Source organism: Novipirellula sp. (assembly GCF_041583735.1).
Classification (GTDB): domain Bacteria; phylum Planctomycetota; class Planctomycetia; order Pirellulales; family Pirellulaceae; genus Novipirellula.
In genome coordinates, this window is record NZ_JBFHFD010000380.1 from 1 (window position 1) to 8,408 (window position 8,408).

An 8,408-nucleotide genomic window follows, 5' to 3' on the forward strand; every position below is an offset into this window, starting at 1 on the left:
AGGAACGCTCTCACGACTCGGCGAATTAGCGAGCGAATTTCGCCCTAAAAGCGTGATGGTCGTCAGCGACGCTGGATTGATCAAAGCAGGCCATTTCGAACACGCCGTCGCCTCGCTCGAAGCGAGCGGTTTGAAGGTCGAGTCGTTTCACGATTTTGCCGAAAACCCCACCTCGGAGATGGTCGACGCCGGAGTCCGCCACGCGGCCAAGGTCAAACCCGATTTGCTGATTGGGCTCGGCGGCGGCAGCAGTATGGATTGCTGTAAAGGAATTAATTTCGTTTATTCATGTGGCGGGACGATTCACGATTACCAGGGGGTCGGCCGCGCGACCACCGATCTATTGCCGATGATCGCCATCCCAACCACCTCGGGAACCGGCAGCGAAGCTCAATCATTTGCGCTGATCAGCGATGCCAAAACGCATGTCAAAATGCCGTGCGGCGACCCTCGAGCGGCTTGCCGAATCGCGATCCTGGACCCCGATTTGACCATGACCCAGCCCCGATCGGTCACGGCGCTAACAGGGATTGATGCGATCTCGCATGCGATCGAAACCTACGTGACCAAACGCCGCAATCCGATGTCGACGACCTATTCGCGACGCGCCTTTGGGCTGTTGGCACAAGGTTTTTCGCGGGTTTTGGCCGATCCGAATGATCGCGAGGCACGCAGCCAAATGCAGCTCGGGGCCCACTTTGCCGGCATGGCTATCGAAACCTCGATGCTGGGTGCCGCCCATGCGACCGCAAATCCGCTGACCGCTCGGCATGACATCACGCATGGGCAAGCCGTCGGATTGATGTTGCCGGCGGTAATTCGGCTGAACGGGCTGGATCATCCCGATTGGTATGCCGAATTGCTGCGAGAAATCGACCCAACCGCCTCCAACGAAAATGCTCCTGCACGGTTGGCCGACAAGGTCACCGAGTGGCTTCGTGACGCGGGGCTGGCCACGTCGTTTGAACAGTTGTCGATCCCATCGTCCGAGATCGAAGCGTTGGCCGAAGAAGCACTCCAACAGTGGACCGGGACGTTCAACCCCGTCCAGCTGGACCCCGAAAAAGCACGCGCGCTCTACCACGCGGTCGCTTAGGAATGTGAACCACAGGTTGCGAGAATACGTCCTCACCGATATTGTCGAGCACGCCTATTTTCGCACGGTTCTTTCACATTTCTTCCAAAAGTCATTGCCTGTACCACGATGATCACCATTGTTGACTATCAGATGGGAAACCTCCGCAGCGTTCAAAAAGGAATTGAACGCGTCGGTGGCTCTGCACGAATCAGTTCCGATCCTCAAGAAATCGCCGAGGCAGAGAAGCTGATCCTGCCGGGCGTCGGAGCGTTCGGGGACGCGATGACCGAGATCCGCCGCCGCGATTTGGCCGGCCCGATCCGCGATTTTATCGATTCCGGAAAGCCGTTCCTTGGCATTTGTCTAGGACTGCAACTGCTGTTCGAACGCGGTTTCGAGCACGGTGAACACGAGGGACTTGGCGTGCTGAAGGGAGACGTGGTTCGATTTGAATTACCGTCGTCCTACAAAGTGCCCCACATGGGCTGGAACACGGTGACGCACCAAACCGAACCACCGCTGCTGAAGGACATCAGCCCCGAAGCCCACTTCTATTTCGTTCACTCGTATTACGTGCGTCCGACGGATCCCTCGGTCGTAGCGTTGACGTGCGACTACGGCGGCCCGTTCTGTGCGATGGTTTGGCGAGACAACCTGTTCGCGACGCAGTTTCACCCCGAAAAGAGCCAAGCGGACGGACTGAAACTGTTGTCGGCCTTCTCCAGCCTGCCGACCGGAAATGAGGTGACGGCGTGACCTCCGCTCCTCTTGCCCTGACGTCCCTCGATGGATCGCTGCGAGTCGAATTCCGTTGGTGCGAAGACCGCTTCGTTCACCAGATCCTGGGCGGCGAAGCGTCCAGCGACGAAAACGCTGCGATGGCCAGCGTCAACGGCACGGCCGATCAAGCGTGGCCTTGCTCGCCGCCGATCCAACAACTTTCGCTCGAATCGCTGCCGGTCGGCGATGCACTGCTGGGCGTCGGATCCGCTGGCGTCAGCCACTGGAGCGTCAGTGTGCATTGGCAGGAATCGGCCACCGAGCCCACGCTTTTCTTTGATTTCGCCTGCCGCTGCAAACAAACGCCCGAGTTTCTGGGCAGCACCTACCACACAAACCCACGGTTCAAAATCGAGCCGGGCGACGGTTCTGAACTGAGCATCGTTGGTGACCGAACGCAGATCCGTCCCGCTGCGGCCGACTCACCTGGCACCCTCCGCTGGACCTACTGCATCAAAGGTTGCTAGCGGATCCACTCCGCCTATCTTGCGTGTCTTGCCTACGATGCCAAGCGAATTCTTCGTTGAATCTTGCAGTCGTAACTCGCGTAGAGCAATCGATTTACTACGCTGGCGATAATAAAACTCTAGCGAAACTTGTCCTCTCTACCCTACGCCCCCCTTTCGCCCAATCGGCAAAGTTTGCATTTTCGTTGGCTCGTTGATTGGCTGAGATTCTGGGCACGCTCGTATCGAACACCAAGACCGTGCCACTTTCTCGTTCGGCCAACGACTCTCGTCAAATGAAAGTTCTTGGTTCGTAGAAAAGGGAAGTAGTATGCTTCGAATGCTGTCTGTGGCTTTGGCTGGACTGATGACCGCCAGTGCAATGTTGGCAACCAACGTGGCCGCCAACACCGTGGTACTGGCGTCCAACCAATACGTGTGCCCGAAGTGCGGAAAGGTGCATTCGCACACCGCCCCGCCTGCGTCGGTCACGCAAACTTCGTGGACAAATCCCACGGGAATCCAATCGTTGCCAGGGCAAATCGAGCCGGCACAAATTCAATCTGGGCCTGGGCAATCGTATTCCAGTACGATCCCAACATCGACGATTGCCCCCAGTGGTGGGACGTCCAACGTGTTGGCGACGCTGAACGCCCAGCGGGCTCGCAACGGAATTGGATCGCTCGGTTTTGATCCGCAATTGCAAGCGGTCGCCGAGCGGCGTGCCGCGTTGATGGCGTCGCAAGGACTGAAAAACCATCCACCGGGATCGTTCGCCCCTGGTATGTACGAAGGAGTCGGATGGTCAAGTTCCTATTCACCCTCGGGAGTATCGGCTTGCTTTACAAACGATCCACGCATGCGGGTCGCCGGCGCCGCGATGGCCACAGGACGCGATGGCGTCTACTTCTGCGTGGTCTATCGCTAATACCGAGCTCGCTGACGAATAAAACTGCCTCAGCGAGCGCAGCCAATGTCGGCTCCAAGTCGCAGGGAACGCGACTTGGACATGGGGCGATCATTCTGATGGTTGCTCTCACGCTAAAACTATCGGCCAACTTGGTTGTGGCACAACAAACTACCGCACAGCAAACTCTTTCGGTTTCCGAATCACAAGCCAAGGAATCAATGCAGTGGCTTGCGACGCGAGCGATGCAAGAAGTTCCCCCCGTCTATACGGGAGACAAGGACTGGGGCGATACAAAAAAAGTATGGGCCGGTGTCCACGCGAAATTTGATGGGCTGAAACTAAAAACGCATCGACGATTCAAACAGCTAAACCACGGACGCTGGATTCGTTATGAAATCAAGCTGCCTGAGGCGACCGCACCGAATGCCGCCACCACGAAAATCAATTCCGCAACGCTGAACGACCAGGATTACTGGCGGATTGATTCCACGACTGAAACGCCGATGCAGTTCACTGCCAAAGTCGAACGCTGGAACCTGGGCGTCAAACTCTACAGCGTGACGGTGACCGGACGTATGAAAGTGCAGTTGCAACTGACCTCCACGATCGGGCTGTATCTCGATTACAGCGAAATACCACCCGCCGTGGTCGCCCACCCGAACATCGAGGGCGCCAAGCTGACGCTGGTTTCGTTCGAGATCGACCGAGTCAGCAAGATCGGCGGCGATGCCGCAGAAGCTTGGGGCGAAATAATGCAGGAGGTCCTGGTCGAGCGTTTTATCGAAAATCAGAATGATCGAATCGTGGCGAAGCTTAACAAAGCGATCGAAAAACATCGAGACGAATTGCGATTTTCGTGGTCACTGCTGCTCGATCGCTAAGGATCGGTTAGGATCACAACCGCGTGCTGGCCAAACAGGTTCGTTCGGTGCCGGCTCTCATCACGTTTATGGAATCTTGCGATAATGTTGCGTGCACTGTGTCTCTTGTTGCCGGTGGTGATACTCTCGCTTCCCGGTTGCTCGTCGAGGGAAACCACTACTTATCCGGTCAGCGGCGTCGTCCGCTTTCCCGATGGTAAATTGCTTCGCGAAGGAACGATCGAATTCGAGATCTCGGGAGTGAAAAACCCTGTCACAGCGACAGGTGAGATTGCACCGGACGGCAGTTTTTTTCTTGGCACCTACCAAATCGATGATGGGGCGATCGCAGGCACCCACCGCGTGGTCGTGATCGCGGACTCGGTCATTGGCACCGGAGTCGAGCGACCGGGACTGCTGCCCAAATCGATCTTGCATCCCAAATATCGCGATTTCCAAACTTCCGAAATCGTCGTCGAGGTTCAGCCCACCACCAACAATATCGTCATCGACGTCGAGTACGCTCCGGCCGACGACACGGAGTAGTCTCCCTCTCCCACTTTGAACTCCCCCCCTCTCCTGAGAGAAACTCACCATGTTTTACTTCCTTGCCATTTGGATTGGACTTTCGGCCAGCACACCGGACGCTTGGCCGGCGTTTCTTGGTGCCGGTGCGGGACCTCGTGACGCGAGCAACTTGCCACTGACCTGGTCGCCAAACGAGAATCTTGCCTGGATCAAACCGGTTCCCGGTCACGGACAATCGAGCCCGGTGGTCTGGGACAACCGAGCATTTATAACCAGTGTCGAAGGTCCCGAGAAAAACACCTACCACGTCGTCTGTTTAAACACCACCGACGGAAGCGAACTGTGGCACAAACAAATCGAAAACTCGGCGCCGGAAAAGAACAGCTATTACATCAGCCGGGCTGCCCCCACGCCCTTGGTCGATGAACATCGCGTGATCGCGTTCTTTGAGAGCGGCGACTGCGTTGCATACGACCACGCCGGCAAAGAACTGTGGACACGAACGCTGGCGAAAGACGAAGGCCCCTTTATTGCCGAGTTCGGTTTGGGGGCATCGCCTTGCCAAACCGAATCGGCGTTGTTTGTGTTGCTGGAACATGATGGACCGAGCAGTCTGTTGGCGATCGATAAACAAAGCGGCAAAAGGCTGTGGAAGGCGTCGCGAGAACCACGACGTAGCTGGAGTTCGCCGGCGATCATCGAAGTCGAGGGAGAGCCGCAAGTCGTCGTCAGCTCGGCTGGCACCGTCGATGGCTACGACCCCGAAACCGGAAAATTACTGTGGTCATTCGAAGACGTCGGAGGCAACACATCAACGACGCCGATTGATATCGGCGGCGGACGTTTTCTGATTGGTGCCTCACCCGGTCGCAACGGCGAGAATGCGGGATCGGCAGCCGATTCCAATGGATTGATGCAAGTCACTCGCGATGGCGACACTTGGACAGCGACCCCAAAATGGACAGCCGCTAAAGCGACGCCCACCTGGGCCTCGCCAATCGTGCATGAGGGGTTGGCCTACTGGATCAATCGTTCAGGCGTTGTTTACTGTTTTGATGTCACGACGGGCGAAGAGGTCTACACCGAGCGAATCAAACAAGCGAGCTGGGCGACACCTTTTGGCGTGGGAAACCGTGTCTACTTCTTTGGCAAGGACGGACTGGTCACCGTCTTGGCCGCCGGCCGAGAGTTCAAAATCTTGGCCGAGAACACGACATGGAGCGACGACACGCTGCCGCCGGAAGCCAAGTTGGCCGAAGAAACGAGCGAAGAGCGTCAACGCGCCGCGGCGATGTTTAGCAAACCGACGCTGTACGGCGTCGCCGTCACCGACGACGCCTTCCTATTACGCGTGGGCAACGCCGTCATCTGCGTGCGTTATACACACCCCAAATTGCCTATCCTTCCAAAAAGGTGTCCGACACCTTTTTTAGAGATTGACGCCGTCGGGAAGGAATTGGATATCGCGATCGTTCTTCAACAGCTCCCCTTCGGTACAGCGTCCACATTGGACTTCGACCTGCAGCAGACGCAGCATTGATTGTACTTTTTCGGGATGCGTTGCAACCAAGTTATTCGTCTCGGCAGGATCCGCCTTCAGATCGAACAACTGCATCGGCGGCAATCCTTGCCTTTTGGCTGCACCTTCATTCGGAGCACTCCATCCGCCACTGCCGCTGGACAAACAAAGCTTCCATGATCCCTCGCGAATGGCGAAAAATCCGCCGATCGAATGGCTGATGAGGGTGCGACGCCCGGAAGTCTCGGCTCCCTCGAACACGGGCAACAAGCTAAAGCCGTCTTCACCTCCAAGAGCCTTCTTTTCTTGCCCTGTAATTGCCTCGAGTGTCGCATACACATCGGTCAAACACGCCAGTGCGTCGGTGGTACGCCCTCCCTCGATACGCTCTGGCCAACGGGCGATAAAAGGAACGCGATGGCCGCCTTCGTAGATGTCGGCTTTATGCCCACGATATCTTCCACTGGGGTTATGCCCATGTTCCTTCAGCACTCTAAAGTTCGCCTCAGGTGAACATCCGTTGTCACTGGTGAAAATCACGAGTGTGTTTTCATCGAGTCCGGCTTCTTTGATCGTGGCGAATAGTTGCCCCATGTGGGCGTCGACTTGCATGACAAAGTCGGCATACGGATTCATCCCGCTGGCGTCCTTATACGGCGGCACAGGAACGATCGGCGTGTGAGGTGCGGGTAGAGGCAAGTATAGAAAGAACGGTTTGCCCGCTTTGGCATCCGCTGCTCGCTCTTTGACATACGTCATCGATTTGTCGAACAGATGAGGCAGCACTTCATCGATTTTGAAATCAGGACTGATCGGCCCATTACGGTACCAACCATACGCATCCTGCTTCTTCGTGACGCCTTCCTCGCGATCGGGCTGTGCCGTCACACGACCGGTGTCGACCCAAACATAAGGCGGCATGTCTAGCGACCCGCAGTGACCATAATACTGATCGAAACCGTTGATATCAGGACCGTTCTTCACCGGCTGCGTGAAATCAATCCGCTTGCCGTCCATGTGCCAATCCCAACCGAGATGCCACTTGCCAATCATCGCGGTGTGATACCCCGCTGCTTGCATCAGATGCCCAAGCGTGGGGCGGTCGGCGGGAATCAAGTGCTCGCTGGTACCATTGAGCACGCCGCGGGCAAGTCGCGAACGCCAGTTGTAACGACCAGTTAGCAAACCATATCGAGTCGGAGTGCAGACGCTGCTGGGGGTGTGAGCATCGAGAAACGTGAGCCCCTCGTCTGCCATCTGTTGCAGATGCGGAGTTTTGATTTTGCAGTCGGGATTGGTCGGCGAAACGTCGCCAATCCCAAGATCGTCGGCCATCACGACAATAACGTTGGGATGGGCCGAGGACTCCGGCGTCTCGGCCGCCGATCCGATCGAGCAGGTTGTACAAATCGAGACAATGGCCATTCCGATCCATCGGCTGAAAGGGGCCAATCTTGAGCGACGTTTCATTTGCGAGTGGGGCATGGGCAACATGGACTAGTAGAAGGCTAGAGGTCGAGGAGAGCGTTTTCGTGAGACAATTTAACCGATTCAGCGACAACGCGGGATCGCCAACCGCCCCCTCATTGTGACTCAGACGGCAACGGACCGTGAAGAGTCCCTCTAAAAATTTCCAAGTTTTCGACCTCAGGGCTCGCACGCGACGGAGTATAAGGGGGGTGTGAAGAGTCCTCATGCCGCCCTTTGAACACTGATTCTCTAAGTCTTATGCCGGAATCCGATGAGCAATTAATCGATCGGTGGCGCGAGCGGGGAGAGTCTTCCGCGTTGGCGGAATTAGCCGAACGCTATTTGTCGCAGTTCTATGGGACGGCTCGGGCAATGATGTTGAGCGACAGTCAGGCCGAAGATGTGGCACAAGAAACGATGCTGAAAGTCGTGCGCTGGATCGATTCCTTTGACACGCGGGCAACCTTTCGCACATGGTCGTACACAATCCTAATGAACACGATTCGCAGTGACCTTCGTCGCCAAAAAACTCGCTCGAAGCATTTCGACGCGGCGGCGGACGTCACCCGTGTCGCAGCAACCAATCAATCACACGACATCGTGCTCACTCAGCAAGAGACTCGAAGTGAGCTCGAACATGCACTCGCACACTTGACCGACAAGCAACGTACCGCGTTGGTGCTGATGGTAATCGAAGGATTGTCGGCTGCGGATGTTGCAGAGATTGAAAACTGTTCGGTCGATGCCGTTTATCAACGTGTTCGCGAGGCGAGGAAATCACTTCGCAACGCCCCCGCATTGCGACAATTGTGGCAGG

Annotated in this window: 9 protein-coding genes; 8 read left to right on the top strand and 1 reads right to left on the bottom strand. The window is 56.4% G+C overall.

The features are described from left to right. The 7 genes from ABX962_RS23195 to ABX962_RS23225 form a co-directional block, all read left to right on the top strand. Positions 1-1,096, top strand: a 1,096-nt coding sequence (locus tag ABX962_RS23195) for an iron-containing alcohol dehydrogenase (RefSeq protein WP_372722747.1), incomplete at its 5' end; no start/stop codon positions are given. Between the two features lie 108 nt (positions 1,097-1,204). Beyond that, complete coding sequence (hisH, locus tag ABX962_RS23200; RefSeq protein ID WP_372722749.1) at positions 1,205-1,834, top strand: imidazole glycerol phosphate synthase subunit HisH; 630 nt, start codon at positions 1,205-1,207, stop codon at positions 1,832-1,834. Continuing rightward, positions 1,831-2,325, top strand: a complete 495-nt coding sequence (locus tag ABX962_RS23205) for a hypothetical protein (protein ID WP_372722751.1) — start codon at positions 1,831-1,833, stop codon at positions 2,323-2,325. Before hisH ends, ABX962_RS23205 begins: the two co-directional genes overlap by 4 nt. Before the next feature lie 319 nt (positions 2,326-2,644). Beyond that, on the top strand, positions 2,645-3,232 hold the full coding sequence (locus tag ABX962_RS23210) for a hypothetical protein (protein WP_372722752.1): 588 nt from the start codon (positions 2,645-2,647) through the stop codon (positions 3,230-3,232). A 98-nt stretch (positions 3,233-3,330) separates the two neighbouring features. Then, positions 3,331-4,095, top strand: a complete 765-nt coding sequence (locus ABX962_RS23215; RefSeq protein ID WP_372722754.1) for a hypothetical protein — start codon at positions 3,331-3,333, stop codon at positions 4,093-4,095. 84 nt (positions 4,096-4,179) lie between these two features. Beyond that, positions 4,180-4,620: a hypothetical protein gene (locus ABX962_RS23220; RefSeq protein WP_372722756.1), complete on the top strand. Its 441-nt coding sequence runs from the start codon at positions 4,180-4,182 to the stop codon at positions 4,618-4,620. A gap of 49 nt (positions 4,621-4,669) precedes the next feature. Beyond that, positions 4,670-6,142: a PQQ-binding-like beta-propeller repeat protein gene (locus ABX962_RS23225; RefSeq protein WP_372722758.1), complete on the top strand. Its 1,473-nt coding sequence runs from the start codon at positions 4,670-4,672 to the stop codon at positions 6,140-6,142. Here the strand turns inward: ABX962_RS23225 and ABX962_RS23230 are convergent. Continuing rightward, positions 6,032-7,591, bottom strand: a complete 1,560-nt coding sequence (locus ABX962_RS23230) for an arylsulfatase (protein WP_372722760.1) — start codon at positions 7,589-7,591, stop codon at positions 6,032-6,034. The genes ABX962_RS23225 and ABX962_RS23230 overlap by 111 nt on opposite strands. A gap of 258 nt (positions 7,592-7,849) precedes the next feature. Here ABX962_RS23230 and ABX962_RS23235 point away from each other — a divergent pair. After that, positions 7,850-8,408 (top strand): RNA polymerase sigma factor (locus ABX962_RS23235; protein WP_372722761.1); only part of this gene is annotated, 559 nt, incomplete at its 3' end.